At 46.9% G+C, this 23487-nt stretch carries 20 protein-coding genes and 5 tRNA genes; 5 read left to right on the top strand and 20 right to left on the bottom strand.

Annotated features, from left to right (window positions below):
- Positions 1-8: 8 nt before the first annotated feature.
- The 11 genes from ppiD to FIU82_RS05310 form a co-directional block, all read right to left on the bottom strand.
- Positions 9-1910 carry a peptidylprolyl isomerase gene (gene ppiD, locus FIU82_RS05360; RefSeq protein ID WP_022944384.1) on the bottom strand — a complete coding sequence of 634 codons (1902 nt, stop codon included), beginning with the start codon at positions 1908-1910 and terminating at the stop codon, positions 9-11.
- Positions 1911-2073: 163 nt separating this feature from the next.
- A complete protein-coding gene (gene hupB / locus FIU82_RS05355) occupies positions 2074-2346 on the bottom strand; it encodes a nucleoid-associated protein HU-beta (protein WP_022944383.1) in 273 nt (90 codons plus the stop codon).
- A 227-nt stretch (positions 2347-2573) separates the two neighbouring features.
- Positions 2574-4934, bottom strand: coding sequence for an endopeptidase La (lon, locus tag FIU82_RS05350; protein WP_022944382.1), 2361 nt, complete (start codon positions 4932-4934; stop codon positions 2574-2576).
- A gap of 128 nt (positions 4935-5062) precedes the next feature.
- Positions 5063-6346 carry an ATP-dependent protease ATP-binding subunit ClpX gene (clpX, locus tag FIU82_RS05345; protein ID WP_022944381.1) on the bottom strand — a complete coding sequence of 428 codons (1284 nt, stop codon included), beginning with the start codon at positions 6344-6346 and terminating at the stop codon, positions 5063-5065.
- Positions 6347-6461: 115 nt separating this feature from the next.
- On the bottom strand, positions 6462-7079 hold the full coding sequence (clpP, locus tag FIU82_RS05340) for an ATP-dependent Clp endopeptidase proteolytic subunit ClpP (protein WP_022944380.1): 618 nt from the start codon (positions 7077-7079) through the stop codon (positions 6462-6464).
- 104 nt (positions 7080-7183) lie between these two features.
- Positions 7184-8488 (bottom strand): trigger factor, encoded by a 1305-nt coding sequence (gene tig, locus FIU82_RS05335; RefSeq protein ID WP_152440525.1) that lies wholly within the window; start codon positions 8486-8488, stop codon positions 7184-7186.
- Positions 8489-9338: 850 nt separating this feature from the next.
- Positions 9339-9415 (bottom strand) — tRNA-Pro (locus FIU82_RS05330).
- Between the two features lie 28 nt (positions 9416-9443).
- Positions 9444-9520 (bottom strand) — tRNA-Pro (locus FIU82_RS05325).
- A gap of 20 nt (positions 9521-9540) precedes the next feature.
- Positions 9541-9616, bottom strand: a tRNA-His gene (locus FIU82_RS05320).
- An 8-nt stretch (positions 9617-9624) separates the two neighbouring features.
- Positions 9625-9701 (bottom strand) — tRNA-Arg (locus FIU82_RS05315).
- A gap of 50 nt (positions 9702-9751) precedes the next feature.
- A tRNA-Pro gene (locus FIU82_RS05310) sits at positions 9752-9828 on the bottom strand.
- A gap of 357 nt (positions 9829-10185) precedes the next feature.
- Between FIU82_RS05310 and folD the strand changes: the two genes are divergently transcribed.
- Positions 10186-11043: a bifunctional methylenetetrahydrofolate dehydrogenase/methenyltetrahydrofolate cyclohydrolase FolD gene (folD, locus tag FIU82_RS05305; protein WP_022945640.1), complete on the top strand. Its 858-nt coding sequence runs from the start codon at positions 10186-10188 to the stop codon at positions 11041-11043.
- A 52-nt stretch (positions 11044-11095) separates the two neighbouring features.
- Here the strand turns inward: folD and FIU82_RS05300 are convergent, their stop codons facing one another.
- Both FIU82_RS05300 and cysS read right to left on the bottom strand, forming a co-directional pair.
- Positions 11096-12007, bottom strand: a complete 912-nt coding sequence (locus FIU82_RS05300; RefSeq protein WP_045978118.1) for a DMT family transporter — start codon at positions 12005-12007, stop codon at positions 11096-11098.
- A 195-nt stretch (positions 12008-12202) separates the two neighbouring features.
- A complete protein-coding gene (gene cysS / locus FIU82_RS05295) occupies positions 12203-13582 on the bottom strand; it encodes a cysteine--tRNA ligase (RefSeq protein WP_022945642.1) in 1380 nt (459 codons plus the stop codon).
- Between the two features lie 185 nt (positions 13583-13767).
- On the opposite strand from cysS, the gene ppiB reads away from it, so the two are divergent.
- The 3 genes from ppiB (at position 13768) to FIU82_RS05280 (ending at position 15928) form a co-directional block, all read left to right on the top strand.
- Positions 13768-14259, top strand: coding sequence for a peptidylprolyl isomerase B (gene ppiB, locus FIU82_RS05290; RefSeq protein WP_045978120.1), 492 nt, complete (start codon positions 13768-13770; stop codon positions 14257-14259).
- 43 nt (positions 14260-14302) lie between these two features.
- A complete protein-coding gene (gene lpxH / locus FIU82_RS05285; protein WP_152440524.1) occupies positions 14303-15055 on the top strand; it encodes a UDP-2,3-diacylglucosamine diphosphatase in 753 nt (250 codons plus the stop codon).
- A 72-nt stretch (positions 15056-15127) separates the two neighbouring features.
- Positions 15128-15928, top strand: a complete 801-nt coding sequence (locus FIU82_RS05280; protein ID WP_053911747.1) for an ABC transporter substrate-binding protein — start codon at positions 15128-15130, stop codon at positions 15926-15928.
- On the opposite strand, the gene FIU82_RS05275 is transcribed toward FIU82_RS05280, so the two are convergent.
- Positions 15901-16671, bottom strand: coding sequence for a tRNA isopentenyl-2-thiomethyl-A-37 hydroxylase MiaE (locus FIU82_RS05275; protein ID WP_045978123.1), 771 nt, complete (start codon positions 16669-16671; stop codon positions 15901-15903). The genes FIU82_RS05280 and FIU82_RS05275 overlap by 28 nt on opposite strands.
- A gap of 155 nt (positions 16672-16826) precedes the next feature.
- Here FIU82_RS05275 and FIU82_RS05270 point away from each other — a divergent pair, with 155 nt between their 5' ends.
- Positions 16827-17426 (top strand): Yip1 family protein, encoded by a 600-nt coding sequence (locus FIU82_RS05270; protein WP_022945647.1) that lies wholly within the window; start codon positions 16827-16829, stop codon positions 17424-17426.
- 60 nt (positions 17427-17486) lie between these two features.
- Here the strand turns inward: FIU82_RS05270 and purF are convergent, their stop codons facing one another.
- From purF to truA, 6 genes are all read right to left on the bottom strand, one after another.
- Positions 17487-19016: an amidophosphoribosyltransferase gene (gene purF, locus FIU82_RS05265; protein WP_022945648.1), complete on the bottom strand. Its 1530-nt coding sequence runs from the start codon at positions 19014-19016 to the stop codon at positions 17487-17489.
- A gap of 17 nt (positions 19017-19033) precedes the next feature.
- Positions 19034-19528: a CvpA family protein gene (locus tag FIU82_RS05260; protein WP_022945649.1), complete on the bottom strand. Its 495-nt coding sequence runs from the start codon at positions 19526-19528 to the stop codon at positions 19034-19036.
- A gap of 60 nt (positions 19529-19588) precedes the next feature.
- Positions 19589-20212 (bottom strand): SPOR domain-containing protein, encoded by a 624-nt coding sequence (locus FIU82_RS05255; RefSeq protein WP_152440523.1) that lies wholly within the window; start codon positions 20210-20212, stop codon positions 19589-19591.
- 2 nt (positions 20213-20214) lie between these two features.
- Entirely contained in the window at positions 20215-21483 is a 1269-nt protein-coding gene (gene folC / locus FIU82_RS05250; protein ID WP_152440522.1) for a bifunctional tetrahydrofolate synthase/dihydrofolate synthase, read from the bottom strand.
- Between the two features lie 30 nt (positions 21484-21513).
- Positions 21514-22389 (bottom strand): acetyl-CoA carboxylase, carboxyltransferase subunit beta, encoded by an 876-nt coding sequence (gene accD / locus FIU82_RS05245; protein ID WP_152440521.1) that lies wholly within the window; start codon positions 22387-22389, stop codon positions 21514-21516.
- Positions 22390-22541: 152 nt separating this feature from the next.
- The gene (gene truA, locus FIU82_RS05240) at positions 22542-23345 is read right to left on the bottom strand and encodes a tRNA pseudouridine(38-40) synthase TruA (protein WP_022945653.1); all 804 of its coding nucleotides are present in this window, start codon (positions 23343-23345) and stop codon (positions 22542-22544) included.
- Positions 23346-23487: the final 142 nt, after the last annotated feature.

Raw genomic sequence — 23487 nt, 5'->3', positions numbered from 1 at the left:
ATGTTACTTTATTCTGATTGCCCCTGCTGGCGCATGCGAACCACTTCAGCCTGAGCCTCAAGCGCTTCAATAAAGCTTTGATAGTTTTTGTTTGCCATTTGCATGGTGAGGTTTTGCTTCACTTGGGCATTAACTTCAGTTTCACTCGGAGTGTTTACTGACTTCAACGCAACCAGGGCTATATTGCCATTGTTAAGCTCAACCATATCCACGACAGGCTCATCCTGTGGGTGTGCCAGCTTAAATACCTGCTCTACCAGAGCAGGTGCCACACTGAAGCTGCGACGATTAAGGGCGTCCTCGCTTTGCATTTCAACACCTGCTTGCTGAGCAATGGCGTTGAGGCTGGTGCCGCTTTGTAATTGTGCAAACAGCTCTTCACCCTGCTCTTTCGCTTTGGCGGTCGCCTTTTCAGCTATCAGCGTTTGTTTAATTTGTTCGCTCACCTCAGCCAAAGGCTTAGTTGCCGCAGGTTTATGATCAGCGATACGAACCACAATCACGTGCTCATTACCTAAATCCAAAACTTCTGAGTTAACTCTATCTTCCAGTAGCTCTGGCGAGAAGATGGCTGCTTGCACGTTAGCCTCATTCAACGGGGCACTTAGCTGTCCACGGGCTAACCAAGGTGTGGTTTGTACTTGCGCTCCTACCGCAGCAGCAGCGTCTTCTAATGTATCAGCCACCTCAAATGAAAGCTCTGCCAACTCTGTTTGCTGCTCATAGAATAGGTCAGCTTTTTCAACTTTCGCCAGCTCAGTGCGGATGTCTTCTTTCACCTCAGCAAGAGGCTTGGTTTCACCAGGCTGCAGGTCGGTGAGCTTAATAATGTGATAACCGAACTCAGACTCAACAACTTGTGAAAGTTCGCCCACGTTTTGCAAAGCAAACGCTGCTTTTTCAAAATCAGGATCCAGCATATCACGCTCAATCCAATCTAGGTCACCGCCCATTTCCGCGCTGACGATATCGTCTGACTCATTACTAGCCAGCTCGGCGAAATCAGCGCCGTTGTTAAGCTGTGTGAGTAGGTCATTGGCTTTTTGTTCAGCACTGTCCTGATCATCGCCATATTCAACCAAGATATGAGCAACACGGCGCTTTTCAGGCTCTGAATAGTAGGCTTTGTTTTGCTGATAGTAGTCGTTGATTTGCTCATCTGTGATAGGCTCAGCCAATTCTAAATCATCGGCACTTAGCTCAACATAAGACACTTTCACCTGCTCTGGCGAAAGGAACTGCGCTTGATTTAGGTCGTAGTATTCTTGAACCTCTTCGTCGCTCACTTCTACTTGGGCTTTGTAAGCGTTGTTATCGAGCACTACATAATCAATAGCACGCTGTTGCTGTTGCAGACCCACGGCTTGGCTTAACTCATTACTTAGCGTGAAATCTGTGCCAGCAAGTGCCGAAACAAGTTGTGAACGCGTCATTTCTTCACGCAGGTACTCACGGAAGCCATCTGCTTGATAACCCATTTGGCGGATCACTTGCAGATAACGGTCATTACTGAACTGACCACCAAACTGGAAAGCTGGGAGTTCTAGAATCGTTTGTTTAACTTGTTCATCGCTAACGCGAAGCCCCATTTCTGCCGCTAACTGTGTTTGTAGTTCTTGCTGTACTAAGCGGTCAGTGACGGATTGACGCACTTGCGCCATATAGCTTGGATCGTTAGCAAGTTGTGCGAAGTATTCGCCAAACTGCTGCTCTAAGCGGGCGCGCTCGTTTTCATAGGCACGGGCAAATTCGCGCTGAGTGATCTTAACTCCATTTACCTCAGCCACGGATTGTTCGGTTGATTGGCCTAAATAGCCACCGATCCCTGCTAAAGCAAAAGATAAAATCACCAGCCCTAGAATAATTTTGGCCGCTAAGCCTTGCGAGCCTTCTCTGATTTTTTCTAGCATTTATTTTATCTCTATTTTATTTAACCGCTAAACAACGAACTCAGACTCTATTGTCCCTCAATTTCGAGGCGGTGGGTATAAAAAAAGCGTATCTTAACAGATACGCTTTTTCACTTGAAGCAATCTAGCACAGTTGCGCTAATTGCTGCTCAAGTTTCGCAAATTAGTTAACTGCGTCTTTAAGCGCTTTACCTGCTTTAAACGAAGGAATGTTTGCAGCAGCAATTTGAATTTCTTCACCAGTTTGCGGGTTACGGCCAGTGCGCGCTGCACGCTCACGTACAGAAAAAGTACCGAAACCAACTAGGGCAACGGAATCGCCGTCTTTAAGTGCAGTTGATACTGACTCAATGAATGAATCCAACGCACGACCTGCAGCCGCTTTAGAAATGTCAGCATCAGCTGCGATTTGATCGATTAATTGAGACTTATTCACAATATCATCCCCTTACATTGTTATTATCCAGAGCGACTAACCTTGTGCGGTTTTACACAAAACGGCCTCATCACTTTGCTATGTAATTTAGAAAAACAAAGGTCGTTTTTCTAACACCTAGATCTGCTTGAAACCTAGGCCGGACAAGGCCTAGGCTCAAAATCTAGTGCTTAACTTATCACACAGGTGTGATTTGAAAAGCCCTTTGCGGCAATTTTTTGTGATTTTTACTCACTTTTTGCACGATCTGTTGAAAAACGCTCCACAGGCTGCGCCAATGCGTGATCTAACACCTCGTCAATCCACTGAACAGGGTGAATTTCGAGGCCTTCACGAACGTTTTCTGGTATCTCTTTTAGGTCCCGCTCATTCTTTTTGGGAATGACCACTGTTTTAATACCGCCACGGTGTGCCGCTAACAGTTTTTCTTTAAGACCACCGATAGGCAATACTTCACCGCGTAAGGTGATTTCACCGGTCATCGCCACATCCGAGCGCACAGGGTTACCCGTTAAGCTTGAGACTAAAGCAGTCACCATGGCGATACCCGCGCTGGGGCCGTCTTTTGGTGTGGCGCCTTCAGGCACGTGCACATGAATATCACGCTTTTCGTGGAAGTCATCGTTAATACGCAATTTTTCAGTGCGATCGCGTACCACGGTCATTGCGGCTTGAATCGACTCTTTCATGACGTCGCCCAATGAACCGGTGTAGCTTAACTTACCTTTACCTGGTACCGCAGACGATTCAATAGTCAGTAGGTCTCCGCCCACTTCAGTCCACGCCAGACCAGTGACCTGACCGATGCGGTCATCACCTTCCACTTTACCGTAATCGTAACGTTGCACACCTAGGTATTCTTCTAGGTTTTCATCATTGATGGTAATGTGTTTAAGACCTTTATCGAGCAAAATATTTTTCACCGCTTTACGACATAACTTGGAAATCTCGCGTTCTAAGTTACGAACCCCGGCTTCACGGGTGTAATAACGGATAATGCCAATAATGGCGCTGTCTTCGATGGTCACTTCTTTTTCTTTCAAGCCATTGCGCTTAATTTGCTTAGGAATTAAGTGCTGCTTGGAGATATTGAGTTTCTCGTCTTCGGTGTAGCCGGATAAACGGATCACTTCCATACGGTCCAACAATGGGCCTGGTATGTTGAAGCTGTTAGAAGTGGCAACAAACATCACATCGGATAGATCATAGTCAACTTCTAGATAGTGATCAGCAAAAGTGCTGTTTTGCTCTGGGTCCAGTACCTCCAGTAAAGCAGATGCAGGATCGCCACGCATATCCGATGACATCTTGTCGATTTCATCCAATAAGAACAGCGGGTTACGAACCCCTACTTTGGTCATATTCTGGATTAACTTACCCGGCATAGAGCCGATGTAAGTGCGGCGGTGACCGCGAATTTCGGCTTCATCACGTACGCCGCCCAGTGCCATACGCACGTACTTGCGACCCGTCGCTCGAGCAATGCTTTGCCCTAGTGACGTTTTGCCCACGCCTGGTGGGCCTACAAGGCATAAAATGGGGCCTTTAAGCTTGTTGGTACGGTGCTGCACCGCTAAATATTCAATGATGCGATCTTTTACTTTTTCGAGACCATAGTGGTCGGCATCAAGAATCTTTTGTGCCCCTGCTAGGTCTTTTTTCACTTTTGATTTTTTCTTCCACGGCACATTAACCATGGTATCTATATAAGAGCGCACCACCGTTGCTTCGGCCGACATCGGCGACATCATTTTCAGTTTTTTCAGCTCCGCCATCGCCTTTTCTTCGGCTTCGGCTGGCATCCCCGACTCTGTTATCTTCTTTTGTAAACCTTCAAACTCGTCAGGCACATCATCCAATTCACCTAACTCTTTTTGAATGGCTTTCATTTGCTCGTTGAGATAGTACTCGCGCTGTGACTTTTCCATTTGCTTTTTAACACGGGCACGAATTTTTTTCTCTACTTGCAGGAGGTCTATTTCGCCCTCCATCATCGCCATAAGGTATTCAAGGCGCTCAGTGACGTCACTGATTTCCAGCACTTTCTGCTTTTCGGGCACCTTGATAGGCATATGCGCAGCCATGGTATCGGCTAAGCGTGCGGGCTCATCAATCCCCGACACCGAGGTAAGTACTTCTGGTGGAATTTTTTTGTTGAGCTTAACGTAACCTTCAAATTGGCTTATCGCACTGCGGATGAAAATATCCTGCTCTCGCTCATCAATATCAGTCGAAGGAATATACTCAACTTCGGCTGCGAAGTACTCGTCTTCTTGCGTATAATGGGTAATAGCGGCGCGTTGCGTGCCCTCAACCAGCACCTTGACGGTGCCATCGGGTAGCTTGAGTAGCTGCAGCACACTCGCGACTGTCCCTACGGTATATATTTCATCCGTTTGTGGGTCATCGACAGAAGCATCTTTTTGTGCCACTAAGAAAATTTGTTTGTCTTTATCCATCGCTGCTTCAAGGCAGCGAATCGACTTTTCCCGACCGACGAACAAAGGGATCACCATGTGGGGATACACCACCACATCCCTTAGCGCCAATACTGGAATGTCTACGCGATCCGTTCTTTCAAGCGTCATGCTAACTCTCTTCGGACTTCTTAAAATTTAAAGATTACCCAAGTATATGGGGATAAAGGGGGGAAAGTTCAAACAAATTTATAAAAAAAGGAGCTTAGTGCTCCTTTTTTAATTAAACTGCTTGTTTTTTACTCTGACGCGGCCTTGTCTTGGCTGCTGTTTTCGTAAATCAAGATAGGGTCTGACTCACCCTTAATCACTGTCTCGTCTATTACCACCTTGCATACTCCTTCCATCGAAGGCAGCTCATACATGGTTTCCAACAATACGCCTTCAACAATCGAGCGTAAGCCACGAGCACCGGTTTTACGTTCCATCGCTTTGTGAGCAATCGCACGTAAAGCATCTTCTCGGAATTCAAGCTCAACATCTTCCATTTGGAATAATGAAGAGAATTGCTTAGTCAATGCGTTTTTAGGTTCGTTCAAAATCTGAATCAGTGCATCTTCGTCCAATTCAGTGAGTGTTGCAACCACAGGCAAACGACCAATGAACTCTGGAATAAGACCGTATTTAACTAGATCTTCTGGTTCCACGTCTTTAAACGTTTCACTGATGCTACGCTCACCATCGGCAGACTTAACGTGTGCGCCAAAACCAATACCGGTATTCTTAGCACTGCGTTGCTCGATAACCTTGTCTAATCCGGCGAAAGCACCGCCACAGATAAACAGTATCTTCGAGGTGTCTACCTGTAAGAACTCTTGCTGAGGATGCTTACGACCACCTTGTGGTGGCACCGAGGCAACAGTCCCTTCAATCAGTTTAAGCAGCGCCTGTTGCACCCCTTCCCCTGACACATCACGAGTGATGGATGGGTTATCTGATTTACGAGAAATTTTATCAATTTCATCAATGTAAACGATCCCGCGCTGAGCCTTCTCGACGTCGTAATCACACTTTTGCAGTAGTTTCTGAATGATATTCTCGACGTCTTCACCGACGTAACCCGCTTCGGTTAACGTTGTGGCATCCGCCATGGTGAATGGTACATCCAATAGGCGTGCCATCGTTTCTGCGAGTAAGGTTTTACCACTGCCCGTTGGACCAATCAGCAAAATATTACTTTTACCGAGTTCAATACCTTCGGTGGTACCCGCATTGCGAAGACGTTTGTAGTGGTTGTATACCGCTACTGACAATACCTTTTTCGCGTGCTCTTGGCCGATCACATAGTCATCTAGGTGGCTGCGGATCTCTTTTGGAACGGGCAGCTTATCGGACGCATTGGTTTTTGGCGCGATATCTTTAATTTCTTCCCTGATGATGTCGTTACACAGCTCGACACATTCATCACAAATATAAACAGATGGACCTGCAATTAGCTTGCGTACTTCGTGCTGCGATTTACCACAAAACGAGCAGTACAGCAGCTTGCTAGTCTTTTCGCCGTCTGTTGGTTTATCGGACATTCAGCTACCTCATTCTTTGCGCTACTATTTTTATTCATAGTAGCAAATGTACTTCTTAACAAATATACCAAACTTTACTTATCAATGCGCAGCTGTTTGGCAAATGCGCTCGCGCTTATTTATCGTTACGGCGATCAAAGACCGAATCGATCAGCCCGTACTCAACAGCAGCATCCGCAGTCATGAAGTTATCACGGTCAGTATCACGAGCGATAACATCGAGCGGCTGGCCGGTATGCTCAGCTAGCAAGCGGTTTAGTTTGTCTTTGATATATAAAATTTCTTTGGCGTGAATCTCAATATCAGACGCCTGGCCTTGGAACCCACCTAATGGTTGGTGGATCATCACACGTGAGTTAGGCAGACAGTGACGCTTACCTTTGGCACCACCAGATAATAAAAACGCGCCCATGCTTGCGGCTTGACCGACGCACAAGGTGCTTACATCTGGCTTGATAAAGTTCATGGTGTCATAAATAGACATACCAGCGCTTACAGAGCCGCCTGGTGAATTAATATAAAGGTGAATGTCTTTGTCTGGGTTTTCTGATTCAAGGAACAATAGCTGAGCCACAATCAAGTTGGCCATTTGGTCTTCTACTGGGCCAGTTAAGAAAATGATTCGCTCTTTTAGAAGGCGCGAGTAAATATCGAAAGAGCGCTCACCTTTAGCAGTTTGCTCAACTACCATTGGCACTAACGCGTTTAGGGGATCTGTCATACCATTATTCATTATTACTTGATTCCTTAGTGACCGACACAAACTAAAATGGCTCGGTGCTTTGTAAACAAAGCATACGAGCCATTTAAACGTTGCTTTTAGCTTAAGTCAACGACTTATTGAGCTGCCTGCGGGTTCATGATGTCGTCAAACGCAGTTTCAACATCAGTTACTTTCGCGTTGGCTAGTAAAGCATCAATTGCTTGCTCTTCCATCGCTACGTTACGCATTTGCTGCATAAGCTGATCATTTGATTTGTAGTATTCAACTACTTCACTTGGATCTTCGTATGCAGACGCCATGGTGTTGATAAGCTCTTCTACTTTTGCGTCATCGGCTTCGATTTCGTTCGCTTTGATTACTTCACCAAGCAGTAGGCCGGTTTTAACACGCTTAATTGCTTGCTCTTGGAATAATTCAGCAGGAAGCTCAGGCATGTTGTTGGCATCGCCACCAAAACGCTGTGCAGCTTGCTTGCGAAGCGCGTCGATTTCTTGCTCAACAAGTGCTTTTGGAACGTCCACTTCGTTTTGCTTAAGTAGGCCTTCAATCGCCTGCTCTTTAACCTTAGCTTTAACCGCTTGGTCAAGCTCACGGCTCATGTTTTTCTTCACTTCTTCTTTAAGTGCGTCAACACCGCCTTCGGTAATACCGAACAGCTTAGCAAACTCGTCGTTTAGCTCTGGAAGCTCTTGAACTTCAACTTTCTTCACAGTAATAGTGAACTGCGCTGCTTTACCTTTAAGGTTCTCAGCGTGGTACTCTTCAGGGAAAGTTACGTCAGCAACAACTTCTTCACCGGCTTTCTTGCCAACGATGTTGTCTTCAAAACCTGGGATCATACGACCCTGGCCAAGCTCTAGTGGGAAGTCTTCAGCTTTACCACCTTCGAACTCTTCGCCATCAATAGTGCCAACGAAGTCGATTGTTACACGGTCATTTTCACCGGCTTTGTCATCAGACTCTTTCCAAGAAGCGTGCTGCTTACGAAGTGTCTCTAGCATGTTTTCTAGATCTTCGTCTTTTACTTCAACAGCTGGCTTTTCTACTGCGATTTTGTCTAAACCTTGAAGTTCAACTTCAGGATAAACTTCGAAAGTCGCTTCGAATTCTAGGTCTTTACCTGTCTCAAGCGTTTTTGGTGCAAATGAAGGTGCACCCGCTGGGTTAATTTTCTCAGAAACGATCGCTTCAATGTAGTTACGCTGCATTAATTCGCCAGCAACTTCTTGAAGTACAGCAGTGCCGTAACGCTTTTTAATGATAGAAACTGGTACTTTGCCCGGACGGAAACCGTCGATACGTTGAGTTTTAGACAGTTGTTGTAGGCGTTTTTTTACTTCGGTCTCAACGTTCTCTGAAGGAACAGTGATAGTCAGACGGCGCTCAAGGCCTTGAGTCGTCTCAACAGAAACTTGCATGATTTACCTCAATCTTCAAATGTGGCGACTTTGCGCCTTCCTTACATACATGGCGATCAATTAGTTGCTACACCACATTAAGTGCACATTATGCACCTCGGCGATAGCCAGCGATCCCTATGCTTGCACTGCCCTATGGGCACTTACGTTAAACAATAGACGCGGCATTATAACCTAATATTTATAAGAGTCGAGAGCGAGCACCAATAAATTGGGCGTATGGCGCATTGCTGATTACTTTTACAGCAATAAATTGAGGGGATTTGCTAACAATGAATTCTAAGCAACAGCTACGTTGGACGCGCGTCAAAAAAGTAATTACCGCTTGGCGTTAGAGTATCGCTAATGGACCTGTGTTCAACAAGCCACTCTACGAGTCTGTACAAAAAGCTGTCTTTAAAAATAAGCTCGGCTAAGAATCTTGGATTAACTGATGTCGGCGAGTAAGAGCGCGGCGATAAACGTAACAATGCTTTTCATATCTAGCGCAAAACGTTGATGACTGATAAGAGAAAGGTGGTGCGGTGTATGTTAGAGAGTTTGAGTCTGCGACTGAATGGGCTGTACCCAAACCAAGATGCGTATTTCTGAATTTATTAGAAGTGGTCGGCGATGCAGGATTTGAACCTGCGACTGCATGTGTTCATACCCAAACCAAGATGTGTATTTCTGAATTTATTAGAAGTGGTCGGCGATGCAGGATTTGAACCTGCGACTGCATGCGGTTATACCCAAACCAAGATGTGTGTTTCTGAATTTATTTAGAAGTGGTCGGCGATGCAGGATTTGAACCTGCGACTGCATGTGTTCATACCCAAACCAAGATGTGTATTTCTGAGTTTATTAGAAATGGTCGGCGATGCAGGATTTGAACCTGCGACCCCTTGGACCCAAACCAAGTGCGCTACCAAACTGCGCTAATCGCCGATACTGAGATGTGTTCTAAATATGAAAATGGTCGGCGATGCAGGATTTGAACCTGCGACCCCTTGGACCCAAACCAAGTGCGCTACCAAACTGCGCTAATCGCCGATAAACATATTGTAGAAAAATGGGGCGACTGATGGGACTTGAACCCACGACAACCGGAATCACAATCCAGGGCTCTACCAACTGAGCTACAGCCGCCACTATAATGGCGCACCCGGAAGGATTCGAACCTTCGACCGACGGCTTAGAAGGCCGTTGCTCTATCCGACTGAGCTACGGGCGCGGTGCAACGAATACTTCTTCGTGCGAACCAAGTGACACTTTCTAAGAAAGTGGTCGGCGATGCAGGATTTGAACCTGCGACCCCTTGGACCCAAACCAAGTGCGCTACCAAACTGCGCTAATCGCCGATACTTGATGCATCATTGAGGACTCTTTACTGACCCCTCGCTGACAACGGGGTGCATAATAGTGATTTGCCCTGACAAGGTCAAACATTTTTTTGCCTTGAACTGCGCGTTTGCTCATTTTTAGGACATAGTGCTGTTGTTTTAGCAATTTTGGTTGATTTTTTATCACCTTAGACCATAAAAGCATGCTAAGCATCCCCCTTTACCTTGGCGGCAAGACGCTTTTCTGCGAAAATATCCGCCAGTTGGTGACGGGAGACCCCAAAAAGCCCTCACTAATAATAAAAGTATTTCGTTCACATGTGTTGCTCATGCATAAAAGCAAAAAGCACACTAACCCCAAGGTATAGGTTACCCATGACGGCAAACATCATTGATGGTAAAGCAATTGCGAAGCAAGTGCGTTCGCAAGTGGCTACACGTGTTGCTGCTAGGAAAGAGCAAGGTCTTCGTGCTCCTGGTTTAGCGGTGGTACTAGTTGGACAAGATCCAGCTAGCCAAGTTTATGTAGGTTCTAAGCGCAAAGCATGCGACGAAGTCGGCTTTGTTTCCAAATCTTACGATCTCCCAGGTGATACCACCGAAGCGCAATTGTTGGCGCTGGTTGACGAGCTCAATGCAGACAAAGAAGTTGATGGTATTTTAGTACAACTTCCTCTACCTGAAGGCCTGAACGCAGAGAAAGTACTAGAGCGCATCACCCCTCATAAAGATGTCGATGGCTTTCACCCTTATAACATTGGCCGCTTAGCACAACGTATGCCGGCATTGCGCCCATGTACACCAAAGGGGATCATTACCTTACTAGATTCCACTGGGGTCCGTTATAAAGGTATGCATGCCGTGGTCGTTGGTGCGTCGAATATTGTTGGCCGCCCCATGTCATTGGAGCTACTGCTCGCTGGCTGCACCACCACTGTTTGTCACAAGTTCACCCAAGACCTTGAGCAACACGTTCGTCGTGCCGATTTACTTGTTGTGGCTGTAGGCAAACCTGAGTTTATTCCTGGTGAATGGGTGAAAGACGGCGCTTTAGTGATTGATGTTGGCATCAACCGTCTTGATAATGGCTCTTTGGTTGGCGATATTGCCTATGAGGCTGCGAGTCAACGTGCCAGTTACATCACGCCCGTGCCCGGCGGTGTTGGCCCAATGACGGTGGCGAGCCTAATAGAAAATACCCTTGAGGCCTGTGAGAACTATCACAGCGACTGACAGCCAGAGTCAATATGAAAGAAAAGCCAGCTTAATGCTGGCTTTTTAGTGCTTATTTCCCTTGCCTTGGTTGGGCTGCCACCACCGGTCTGAGCCGCTGTTTTGCTAAGTTAACACCCTGTGGTAGTACCGAGAACATGATCATCAACGCCATCAGGGCATACTGCCAACCTTGGTAATGTTCAGCGAGCAAAATTACCGCTGTCACTATCCCTGCTATTGGATTGGCAATGGTACCAAAGGTAAATTCCACCACCGTCATACGCCCTAAGAGCCAGACGTACAAGGTGTAAGCGAGTGCTGTATTAGGAACTATAAGCCAAAACAAAGCGATCCATTGCTTTGCCGTCATAGGCTCACTAAGCGGTATATACGCATCGGGTGTAAATATGCTGGCTTGCACTGCGGCGGCTATGAGCAGCGCAGTGCCGCCAATAATTAACTGCCAGGTGAGCACGGTCCACCAATGAATATGCATACTCACTGTTTGCACTAGCGAACTACCAATGACAATACACAACAACGCCCCAGCTAAAGCAGCAAGCCCTAGGAGGCTCAATTCGACATGCTGAGGGTCAAACAATAACCAAGCGATGGTAACAATGGCCACAGCACATAGCGATTGCACGGCACTTGGGCGCTGACCTTTAACAACCCAAGTATAAATCATCGCCACCACTGGCACCGAGACCATGCCTACACCGGCAATGGCTGCTGGCAAATTCACCGCCATAACAAAAATAAAAGCAAAAAACAGAGCAATATTGACCAAAGCGAGCACTGTTAGCCCCCGCCATTGTCGACCTTTAGGGAGCGACGGCTTTATCAACCAAAGCAGTATCCCTGCAGGCAAGGCGCGTAAAGCACCGAGAAGAATTGGCGGCCAATCTGGGGTGGCGTACTTAGTGACCGCATAAGTGGTGCCCCATAAAAATGCGGGGATCATTGCCAGTAGAATATTCATCAACGCTCCATAGTTACATTCAGCGCGAACAGGGTAAAACCTCAACTAAGATTGAGGTCAATGGAAAAATCACCACTTAAAGGCAACGTTCAAAAAACAAAGAACTGAGTGTGCAGCCAACCATGGTGAGAGAAAAAAAGTGACGTAAAAACGAAAACGCCGCGCCTAAGCGCGGCGTTTAATTAACATAAACGCTTAGGCCTTACGCCATGTTGTTTTACCAGCGGAGTCCTCGAGTACCACTCCCATGGCCGTAAGCGCATCACGAGCGGCGTCTGCCTCAGCCCAATCTTTATCAGCACGAGCCTGATTACGTTTGGCGATCAACGCTTCAATTTTTTGCGTTTCATCATCGTCTTGCTCACCTTGTAAAAAGGCAGCAGGGTCTTGCTGGGCAATACCTAACACTTCAGCCAGCTTAATTAAGATATAGGCATGCTCACCTGCACCTTGCTCATCTTGCCCTTTTAGGCGATTTACTTCCTTCGCCAACTCGAACAGCACAGGCAAGGCTTCAGGGGTATTGAAGTCGTCATTCATGGCTTGCTCAAAACGCACTACCAACGGATGACCGTCCAGTTCAACAGCAACAGGCTGAACATCACGTAGAGCGGTATATAAGCGCTCCAACGATGAGCGCGCCTGCTCGAGATTCTCTTGCGAGTAGTTCAACTGACTCCGGTAGTGGCCGTTTATAAGGAAATAGCGTACGGTTTCGCGGTCGTAGGCTTTGAGTACTTCGCGTACGGTAAAGAAGTTGCCTAATGACTTAGACATTTTTTCTTTGTTGACCTGAACCATGCCGGTATGGATCCAAGTTTTAACGTAGCGACCATTATTGGCGCAGCATGACTGAGCGATTTCATTCTCATGGTGTGGAAACTGCAAATCAGAGCCACCGCCGTGAATATCAAAATACTCACCTAGGTGTTTTGAGCTCATAGCTGAGCATTCAATATGCCACCCTGGACGCCCCTCACCCCAAGGTGAAGACCAACTAGGCTCACCGGCTTTGGCCTTTTTCCACAACACAAAATCTAAGGGGTCGTCTTTACCTGCTGCGACATCAACGCGCGCGCCCGCTTGTAACATCTCTAAGTCTTGCTGCGACAGCTTGCCGTACTCTTTAAAGGTGGATACATCAAATAAGACATCGCCACTATCGGCAACATAGGCATGCTCTTTGTCGATAAGCCGCTCGATCATCGCAATGATGTCATCCATGTGCCCGGTAACGGTAGGCTCTATATCGGCATCAAGAATATTTAAGGCACGAAAGTCTTCGTGCATCGCGGCGGTCATCCGCTCTGTTAAGGCGTTAATAGGCTCATTGTTGTCATTAGCACGGGTAATGATTTTATCATCAACATCGGTGATATTACGCACATAAGTGACATCGTAACCGAGATAGCGTAGGTAACGATTCATCACATCGAAGGAAACATAGGTGCGCGCATGACCAACATGGCAATAGTCATAGATAGTGATGCCACACACATACATGTCTACTTTATTCTCGTTAAGTGGAGTAAAGCGTTCTTTTTGACGTGAAAGTGTGTTGTATATCTGCAACATTGCAATATGATCCTATCGTTATATTAATGGCGCTATCTTACCACTGCCCCGACTATCTCGCCACACGCAAGACCTCTGAAAATAACAAAAATAAAGCCTTTAGGGCAGTGTCATTGCTTGGTGCATTGTCTGATCCGCTACCCTACTATAAAATAGACCCCTAATTATTAAATCAGAGACTCATCATGGTTGTACTAGATACCAACTTTGGCACGATTAAAATCGCGCTGTTTGCTGACAAAGCCCCTGTAACGGTTGAAAACTTTTTGAACTACGCCAAATCTGGATTTTATGACGGCACTATTTTCCACCGTGTCATCGACGGTTTTATGGTTCAAGGCGGTGGTTTTGCTCCGGGCATGGAACAGAAAAAAGTGCAGTCACCGATCAAAAACGAAGCCAATAACGGGTTGAGCAACAAAAAAGGCACGCTGGCCATGGCTCGCACCCCAGATCCACACTCAGCGACGGCACAATTCTTCATTAATGTGAATGACAATGACTTCCTTAACTTCAGCAGTGAAACTCCACAAGGTTGGGGTTATTGCGTGTTTGCCGAAGTCGTTGAAGGCATGGATGTAGTGGAAAAAATTAAAGACGTTGCAACTGGCAGCGCCGGCTTCCACCAAGACGTCCCCCTGGAAGATGTAATCATCAACAAAGTCATTGTTGAATAACTTATAGGCGCGCCATGCGCGCCACTTTACTATCTGGACGCCTATGTCACGCACCTTGTTTATTGCCGACCTCCACCTCAGTAGCAACCAACCAGAGATCACAGATGCTTTTTTCGACTTCCTTGATAAAGAAATAGATCAGCAAGTAGATGCCTTATACATATTAGGGGATTTCTTCGAGGTTTGGGTGGGCGACGATGCCAGTGACGCATTCAGTGATGATATTGCCGCTCGGCTTAAACAACTCGCAGACCAAGGTATTGCCATTTACTTTACCCATGGCAATCGCGACTTTCTACTTGGTCAACGTTATGCGCAAAAAGCAGGCATGACACTGCTTGCAGAGCAAACGGTGATAGACCTTTACGGGACACAGGTGTTGCTATTGCATGGCGATGAAATGTGCACACAAGATCTTGAATATCAGCGTTTTCGGCGCAAAAGCCGAGGTTGGTGGTGGCCGCGACTAATGCTCGCGATGCCGCTTTGGTATCGCCGTCGTGTGGCGAAAAAGGCCCGTGCAAAAAGCAAACAATGCCAACAGCACAAGGCCATCGAAATTCTTGATGTGGAGCGCTCAGCAGTACTTGATACCTTTTCGAAACATCAAGTAAGGATCATGATCCACGGCCACACTCACCGCCCTGCAGTGCATCATTACAGTCAAGAGCAAACCCGTATCGTCCTCGGTGATTGGTACGAACAAAGCTCTTTCCTAGTGGTTGATAAACAGCATATGCGGCTGCACTATGGCGACCATGCTGATACGCTTACACAGTGGCAACACGCTGACTAACTCGCGCTCGCTGAGTTTCAAACTATACTTGCTCTAATGAACGATTGCCCAATGTTGCGATAGGAGCAAAGTATGGTCTTGCGTGCACTTTTAAGCGCACTCGTGTTTATACTCAGTCAGCACACACATGCATTGGAGCGATTAGAGCTCGCCACCGAACCTTTCCCACCTTATTTTTCCAACACTTTGTATCAACATGGCTGGATGGCCCATTTAGTCAGTGAAGCTTTCCGAAGCCAAAATATAGTTGTGCGTATTCATTTTACGCAGTGGTCTCGGGCTTTGCGAGGGACAAAGAAAGGGAAATATTCGGCCGTATTAGGCGCATATAAAACCACGGCGCGGCAGCAAGACTTTGTTTTTAGCGCCGCACTGGCAAAAGCCCATAGTGGATTTTTCCGCCATGCAAAGAGTAATCGTGATTTTACTGGCGACTTAGCGTTAGTCGCACAAGACCCGATTGCCGTTGGTCGCGACTATGGTGAAGAGCAATTGCTCATAAACTATGGCGGCATCGACTACGTTGAGTTGCCCAATCTGAGCAAAGCCTTGCAATTACTCGAACGCCGCCGAATTAGCTGGGTGCTCGGTCCGCAAGAAGTGGGTGAACATATTATTCGTGAATTAGCACTCTCTGAGCACTTGATGTTTGATTCACCGGCCTTGAGCGAAAACACCTTACATTTAGCCTTTGCCCGCCAACACCCTCTTAGCCATTATCATCTAAAGGCGTTTCGCAGCGGCATGCAAAGTCTGCTCAAACAAGGTCGGGTGGCGGATATATTAGCACAGCACCCCTTGCCTCCACCGCAGCAACAAGCAGTACTAAGTTTACTTAAACAGCACTATCTTGATACTGGCGCACCAGAGTGAAATTTAAAATCTGGGTCTGGAGATGAAATAAGTTCCGCCTCTACTTCACCAAAAAAAGCGATGCGGGCACTGATATCTTCACCTGCTATTTGCTCGCCAAGGCTCAAGTAATCTTGATAATGGCGCGCTTCTGAGCGCAATAAGGAGATGTAGAATTCTCCCAGTTGCTTATCAACATGGGGGGCCAACATAGCAAAGCGTTCACATGAGCGTGCTTCGATATAAGCGCCGCAAATCAATTTATCGATCAGCGCCTGCGGCTCGTAGGTGCGCACATGTCGCAACAGCCCCTTGGCGTAGCGGCTGGAGGTAATTTTATCGTATTCAATGCCACAAGCTTGCATAATCTCTAACACTTGATAAAAGTGGTGCAATTCTTCTTTGATGAGTAACACCATTTTATCGATCAGGTCTTGGCCATAAGGGGTGTCTGACTTGGGCATCATCGATTTGTTTAAGCGGTTATAGTCAGCTAGCTCTCGCCAATCCCCCACCTGGCGGTAGGTAAAATCTTCGTATGGTTTGAGCCAAGCCAACAGCGCTTCTGCACTTTGCTCATCCACCGCATAACGACGAATTAAGTACATGGCGCTTTGTGCCGCTTTCAACTCACAAATAAGGTGATCGGTCAAAATTACCGTTAAGTTCTCTGGCTTTTTTGCTTGCTGCAGCCATGCATCCGGTGTCTGACATTGTAAAAATGCGTTGATCGGTTCTAAGAGTTGTTGGTACTTCGCTAACATAGAATTGTAATACTAACCGCTAATGCCGACCATTTTACCATACTGATTTTACCATGGGGCTTTCTTGACAAATTCTTTGCTCTGAACGATACCTTAATTAAGGCTGGTGAAAAATAATACAGCCATAACAACCAGTTTATTTAAGGGGCACACCTATGATTTTGAACCATCTTTGGGGCTTATACGCCCACCCAGTGGAAGAGTGGCAAACGATTGATAATCGCCACGAAAGTTTACTTTACAGCTTATCGCATATTCTCCTCATCGCCTGTATTCCCAGTGCAATGGGCTACTACTCTGGCGTACACTTAGGCTGGCATGTCGGCACGGGCGATGCCGTATTTCTTACTCACAACAGCGCCATGCTGATAGCTGTGGCTATGTATGTTGCTCTGATTGTCGGGGTTTTTGCACTTGCATACCTGGCCCACTGGATGGCAAAAACCTTTGGCGCCGAGCCAACTTTTACGCAGACCTTAGAGCTTGCGGCGTATACCTCTACTCCCGTGTTTATGGCCGCGTTTGCAGCCTTTTACCCTACTTTATGGTTTATCGTGTCTGTGGGCATTGTCGCGGTTGGCTACTCGGTGTATTTACTCTACACAGGTGTTCCTATCTTGATGCATATTCCCCATGAACGGGGCTTTATCTACGCCAGCTCTGTAGTGACATGTGGTCTGGTGTTACTCGTTATTATTCTTGCCGCTACCGCAATTTTGTGGACTAACGGGATTGTCTCGCCGGTCTTCAGTTAGCTGTGAGGGAGCAATAAAAAAGGAGCCAAAGGCTCCTTTTTTATTGCTCTTTAACCACAGTTAGTCATCTTGCGAATCGCTATCTTGGTTGTGTAATTCCAAGCTCGATGACATGGCTTGCTCTCGCACTGATTTGGCGGCATCGTTACGCAACTCATCAATACGATTTAGGTAGTCCTGATTGATGTCGCCCGTAACATAATTGCCATCAAAAACAGAGGTCTCAAAACGACTAATTTCTGGATTTTCCTGAGCCACTGCAGCCACCAAGTCGTCCAACGATTGATAAATCAGGCCATCTGCGCCGATGCTGGCATTGATATCTTCTACTTCACGTCCATGGGCAATTAGCTCTGCCGCTGAAGGCATATCGATACCATAGACGTTAGGGAAGCGCACCTCGGGTGCTGCTGAAGCAAAATAAACGTTCTTAGCGCCAGCCTCTCGGGCCATCTCTACGATTTGCGCAGAGGTGGTGCCACGGACAATAGAGTCATCAACCAGCAATACATTTTTGCCTTTGAACTCACGATCTATCGCATTAAGTTTGCGGCGCACTGACTTTTTACGCAGCTCTTGCCCAGGCATGATGAAAGTCCGGCCGATATAGCGGTTTTTAACAAAGCCTTGGCGATAAGGTAAATCCAATACCGAAGCAATTTCTAGGGCGATATCACAGGATGTTTCAGGGATGGGGATCACCACATCAATGTCTTTGTCTGCCCATTCACGGTTAATTTTTTCGCCTAGTTTGGTGCCCATATTAACGCGAGTAGCGTACACCGACATATTGTCGATGGTGGAATCCGGTCGCGCAAAATAAACGAACTCAAACAAACAAGGGTTTTGTACCGACTTATCTGCACACAGTTGCGAATACAGTTGTCCATCCTCGGTTACGTAAATAGCCTCACCTGGTGCCACATCACGAATCACCTCAAAGCCGTCAGTATCCAGTGCCACGCTCTCTGAAGAGAACATGTACTCGGTGCCCTTTTCGGTTTCACGTTTTCCGAAAATCAGCGGACGAATGCCATGGGGGTCACGAAAAGCAACGATGCCATGACCAATAATCATCGCCATGGTGGCATACCCACCCACTACTTTTGAGTTAACCTCAGAAACCGCAGCGAAGATATCTTCTGGTGCCAAGTGCAGCTTGTCAGATTTGCTGAATTCATGCGCAAGAATATTCAAGAGAATTTCTGAATCAGAGGTCGTGTTAACGTGACGACGCGCTTCGGTAAATAGCTGTTCTTTTAGCTGCTCGGCATTAGTCAGGTTGCCGTTGTGCGCCATGGCGATGCCAAAAGGCGAGTTAACATAAAAGGGCTGTGCCTCTGCAGAGCTTGACGTACCTGCGGTAGGGTAACGTACATGGCCAATGCCAATATTTCCCTGCAGACGTTTCATGTGTCTAGTATGGAACACATCCTTAACTAGACCATTGGCTTTACGCAGACTAAAGGTATTATTGTCTATGGTAATAATACCGGCCGCGTCTTGGCCTCGGTGTTGCAAAACAGTCAAGCCGTCATACAGCGCCTGATTGACGGGCGATGTTCCGACTATACCAACGATACCACACATTAAAATTTCCTCGCCGATTAACGGTTAGCTGAATTTAAAAAGCTTGAATTGTGTTCGAGATAGTCAAAAAACCACTCAATCACAAAGCCAAATTCAGGGATTAGTCGAGATGCGCTCCACCAGTCGGTGTTTGGGGCTCCGGTAAAGGCATCCAGGAAGAAGAGTATGGCGCTCACGACTAACACGCCACGTAAAGCACCAAACACGATTCCAAATACGCGATCGGTACCCGACAACCCAGTGCGCTGCACTAGTTCGCCTAAAATATAGTTTAGCAATCCGCCTAAAAGCAACGTAGAGAAAAATAATATGGCTATCGCTGCTGCATTTCTTAAAAGGGGTTCTGAAATGTTGGTAAGGTAGGAGGCTAAATAGGGGTAAAATAAACTGGAGACAAAAAACGCGGCGGCCCATACGGCTAACGACATTGACTCTTTAACAAAGCCACGCACTAAACCGATTATGGTAGACAGTGCAATAATGCCGGCAATGGCGTAATCAACCCAGATCATAATAACCACTAGTCGTTTATTTGGGGCGCATTCTAACGGAGCGAGGCACTAAATACCAGATCATTTTGTCACTTGGAATTGAGTGATACGCCCTTTTAAGTTAGTGAGCTTTTGCAACTGGGGGAGTTGCTTTTCCAAGGTTGCCTTATCCAATTCAGGCCCCACTAACACTTTCGTCAATTCGCCATTTGGGGTCTTCACCGGGCGGGTAAATACATTAAAACCGGCTTCTTTAAGCTTTTTGCTCAAGGCATCCACGCTACCTTGGCGAGAGAAGGCCCCTAACTGCACCACATAAGCCATTTCTTTTAACGCACTCTGTTGTGGGCGGGTCAATGGCTCATCTTTGGCTAAGGTGTTAACCGTGACCGTATCATTGCGCTCGGTAACCTGCTGCGCACTTTGTTCATCAGCCCCGCTTTGAGTATCACCACGCTGTTGCAACTTATCGTCATCGGCTGCCAGTTCTTCGCTTTTGGCATCATCAGGCAGTGGTGCGCTATCGGCTTTTTCCGATAACGCTTCTTGCAGATCAATAGACTTAAACTCAGGGCGCTCTGGGATGGCTTTAAACCCTTCTTTGTAGCGCACTTTATCGCCATCAAGGATATTGGGAATAAAAACGACCGCAGCGACGACGACAATAATGGTTCCCACTAAGCGGTTTATAAACCCTGAGTTCACTGTTACGCCCTCTCGTTATCAAAAAAGGTGATTGCTTGTGCTACAGTGTAAAACGATCCGAATATAATCAAAAGGCTTTGCGCACAAAGTTGTGGTAAAACAGCGCGCATTGCGTCACTGACCTGCTCATATGTTCCTTCAACCTTGACAGACTGTGTCACTTTGGCTGTTAATTGCTGCGCACTCAACCCGCGCGGATTATCTAATCCAGCTACGTGCCAATGAGTAACCACCGGTGCCATCGCGGTGATCACGTCGGCATGCTCTTTATCACCCAGCATGCCGATAATGGCATGTATTGTCTTACCCTGTGCCTGAAGGCTCTGTAAACGTGTGGCTAAATAACGGGCTGATTCGCGGTTATGGGCTACATCAGTATAGACCAAGGGCTCCTTACTCAGTTGTTGAAAGCGCCCTTTTACCTGAAGTTGTTTCAAACAATCAGCTATGTCTGTTACCGCCGGTAATAAATCTAGTTTTGCTAACACGCTCAAAGCGGTAGCGGCATTTTGCGCTGGAATAGCGGGTTTAGCAAAGGTCAGCGACAGCTTGCCCATCTGCCAATTGAAGGTTGCTTCATCTTCAGTAAAAATAAAGTCGCGCTTAGACAGGCACAAATCGGCATTAATTTGCTCGCCATAATCCACCACGGTGTGGGGAATATCTAAATCACCCACCACTGCGGGTACGTTGCTACGAAAAACCCCCGCCTTATCATAACCTACCAGTTCACGGGTATCACCGAGGTACTCTTTATGATCGAGATCGACGGTAGTGATCACGCTCGCGATTGGATTAACTATATTGGTGGCGTCGTAACGTCCCCCAAGCCCTACTTCCAAGAGCACATAATCCACCGCTTCGCGTTTAAAAATTGCCAGCGCTGCCAAGGTGCCATATTCAAAATAGGTAAGTGGCACATCGCCTCGTCCTTGCTCGAGACTGTTAAAGGCATCAACATGGTATTGATCGTCAAGCTCGGCGCCATTGATGCGGACCCGCTCGTTATAGCGAATAAGATGAGGAGAGGCATAGGTGCCCACGGAATACCCTTGGCTCAGTAATAGCTTTTCCAAGCATTGTGCGGTGGTGCCTTTACCATTGGTGCCGGCAATTAAAATTACTTTGCTGGGGGTATGAACAAGGCCCATCTTATCGGCAACGTTCTGCACGCGCTCAAGGCCCATTTCGATGTTAGCAGGATGGATTTGCTCTAAATAACAAAGCCAATCATCAAGGCTTGACGATTGGCTCGGTATGGAATCTGACATAGGTTGTAAGTTTCTAGGTTACCGAGAAATTTACGCTACTCTATGCTCTTGTTCGGTAGAAGGCAAGTTCATTAGCTTAGCCAATAAACGCGCCACAGTGTCGCGCATTTCGCGGCGATCAACGATCATGTCGATAGCACCATGCTCTAATAAGAACTCACTGCGCTGGAAGCCCTCAGGGAGAGTTTCACGTACTGTTTGCTCAATAACTCGTGGGCCGGCAAATCCAATCAGTGCTTTGGGCTCAGCAATATTCACATCACCTAGCATAGCTAAAGACGCCGATACACCACCCATTGTTGGGTCAGTCAGTACGGAAATAAAAGGCAGCCCTTTTTCACTCATTTTTGCTAACGCGGCACTGGTTTTAGCCATTTGCATCAACGACATCAATGCTTCTTGCATGCGTGCACCGCCTGATGCAGAAAAGCACACCAACGGCATATTATGCTCTAAGCACACATTGACGGCTTCAACGAAGCGGGCGCCAACAACAGAGCCCATTGAGCCACCCATATAGGCAAACTCAAACGATACCGCCGCAACAGGAATTCCTTTAAGCTGCCCTTTCATAGCAACTAAGGCGTCTTTCTCGCCACTGTTTTTGTTCGCGGCGCTGATGCGGTCTGAATATTTTTTTGAGTCTTTAAACTTCAGTACATCTTTTGGCTCATGCTGCTCACCGAGCTCGGCGCGCCCAGCGTCATCGAGAAATAGCTCTAAACGTTTACGGGCGCTGATACGCATGTGGTGATCACATTTCGGGCATACGTTCATGGCTTTTTCTAATTCTGCTTTGTACAGAATCGAATCGCACGACGTACACTTAGCCCACACCCCTTCTGGAATTTCTTTCTTGCCAGAAGATTTTGTGGTTTTTGGTAAGATTTTTTCTAACCAGCTCATTGGCAACTCTCTTAATGCTTGTCAGGACCGGGGCGGATTGAGCACCCCAAAATTAGCCGATAAATTAGCACAATTAAAACATGAAATTAGTTGCTTAGATATAAAAAACTGGTCGGTGTAGTCCATTTACACCCACCATTCACCCCTTTTTATTAGCTCTTTGGAGGCTCGTTATCGGGTAAAAAAAGCGGTCCCAGTGGCGTGCTGGGAATTTGCCACTGCTCGGGATAGTCCACGTCCACCAAATATAAACCATTAGGCTTAGCAGTTGCACTGGCTTGGGTGCGGTCTTTAATAGCCAATAAATGCTGCATCCATTGCGGCTCTTGCTCACCAACACCAATGTCCATCAAGCACCCGGTAATATTGCGCACCATATGGTGTAAAAAGGCATTGGCCTTAATATCAACAACAATATAATCGCCGATGCGCTCAACAAATAAATGGTGGATATTACGAAACGGCGTGTTGGACTGGCAGTGCACCGCTCGAAACGAGGTGAAATCTTGCTCGCCGAGCATATACGCACAAGCGGCTTGCATGCGTGTTTCATCCAGCGGGTGATGATAATGAGTCACCCCTGAGCGCAGGATGCCTGGGCGATAGGGATGATTATAAATGACATAACGATAACGCCGCGCGGTGGCACTAAAACGAGCATGAAAATCATCAGCGGTTGGCATTGCATAGCGCACGGCGATGTCATCAGGCAACTGCGAGTTCATGCCTAAGGTAAAAGCGCCCATATCACGCTCAGCATGGGTATCAAAGTGCACAACTTGGCCGGTGGCATGAACGCCGGCGTCGGTACGCCCTGCACAAGTAATATCCACAGGGTGATTACAAATACGGGACAACGCAGTTTCAATTTCCGCTTGGATACTGCTGACATGAGATTGACGCTGCCAGCCACTGTAGCGGGCACCATTGTATTCGATTCCTAAAGCGACGCGCATTGATACTCTTAGCTCAATAAAATTTTCGGCATTTTAAACGCTCTGCGGGCAAATAGCTAATGCTGAGGGTAATGAGGCTCCCGAAGGGAGCAAGCTTGCCCATAGACAAGCAGTTAATACAAAAAATGCGCAGACACTTTGC

The organism is Pseudoalteromonas sp. THAF3 (genome assembly GCF_009363775.1).
GTDB lineage: Bacteria > Pseudomonadota > Gammaproteobacteria > Enterobacterales > Alteromonadaceae > Pseudoalteromonas > Pseudoalteromonas ruthenica.
The sequence above is the reverse complement of the archived record's forward strand: the minus strand, read 5'-3'. Positions and strand labels throughout refer to the sequence as shown.